This window comes from Alteromonas sp. R7, assembly GCF_055755235.1.
In genome coordinates this window covers 1-1,301 of the sequence record NZ_JBVTQX010000023.1, presented here as the reverse complement: position 1 = coordinate 1,301, position 1,301 = coordinate 1, and the positions used below count along the sequence as shown (strand labels likewise).

At 46.1% G+C, this 1,301-nt stretch carries 1 protein-coding gene; it reads right to left on the bottom strand.

What is annotated here, in order from left to right; all coding sequences use genetic code 11:
• Positions 1–30: 30 nt before the first annotated feature.
• Positions 31–1,224, bottom strand: a complete 1,194-nt coding sequence (locus AC0J2X_RS19725) for an ISL3 family transposase (protein WP_338851651.1) — start codon at positions 1,222–1,224, stop codon at positions 31–33.
• Between the last annotated feature and the right edge of the window lie 77 nt (positions 1,225–1,301).

The window sequence follows — 1,301 nt, the reverse complement described above, 5'->3', positions numbered from 1 at the left end:
GGCTCTACCCCATAAACGGGGGATCAGCATTCACCTTACACGATTGATAACACCATCCCATCCACAATGGGTCATCACTCTTATTCGATAATTATCAAAGTTTCTAAAACCATACGCTCTTCTCGATATCATTTCCATTTTGTTGTGGAAGCCTTCAGTGATCCCGTTGTTTCGTGTAAAGCGCCACATGGCCACTATTGGTTGTAACCAGGATGTCAGTGTCTTCGCTAAGGCTTTAAGTGGGCTTTGATGCAGCTGTGCGAGTAACTCTAAGAATTGAGGTAATTTCTTCTCCATCCGATTTTGGTTCATCGTTTTCATCAGCACGAAACGGATAAGCCTTTGTTTCGTTATATACAATGCGCGTAGGACGGGGTAGTTCGCCAAGTAACGGTCCAAGTTTGCTCTGTTATCTTCGTTCAGTCGCCATTGATGCCGCCGCATTAAACTCAGTAAGCCACGGTTCTTTCGTCCCTCGGGGTGCTGTATTTGCCATGCTTTCAAAAAATGATGGTTTATCAATCGCACGACATGAAAGCGGTCAGCGACGATTGTCGCGTTAGGAAAATACTTGTTAGCAATGCTGCGATACGTTTCGGACAAATCCATAGCGATGAGTCGCACGTTTTCTTTACCAGGTAAATGACGTAGATAGCTGCGCAAGCTCAGCTCAGAACGCCCCAGCTTCACATCAAAAACGCTGCGGTTACGTAAATCCACTAACGTAGTGGCGTAGCCCTTTTTGCGCGTGAAAAAGTGTTCGTCTATGCCTAACATCTCGGGACAGGGGCGACTGATAATCTCTTTATATTTTTGGCTGATGTGAGATTGGTACCAACGCTCTACCGTAGTCGGACTAATGCGATGTGTGCGTGAGATACCACGCTGCGTAACACCGCCGTGGTGCGCCTCAAAGACTTCCAAGCGAAAGCACTCCGACGCCCGGTAGCGTGGCCGGATCCCAACAAAAGGATGCCTGAAATAACGGCCACAGCACCGACAATGATATTTAGGCACCTTTAAATGTAGCGTTAGCACCTGATTACCTTGACGCGTGTGCTTTACAGTGCGCTTATGTGTGGCTTTTATGCGTAAATGTCGACTCTCGCAATGCTTGCATAGTGGCTTTTTAGTAGGCTTTGCCCACACTTCAATAAAATCATGTCGATGAACACGTTCAATTTCTAACTCACTTATGCCTAAAATAGTACCTGCGTGGGACATCTGTACTCTCCATTAAATGATTCTTCGCAAAATCAGTTTAATGAATGCGGATGTCCCCCGTTAATGATGAAGAGCCT

What these genes read in the sequence shown, in the direction of transcription:
- AC0J2X_RS19725 (WP_338851651.1), bottom strand. Translation starts at nt 1,224, where the DNA reads ATGTCCCACGCAGGTACTATTTTAGGCATAAGTGAGTTAGAAATTGAA.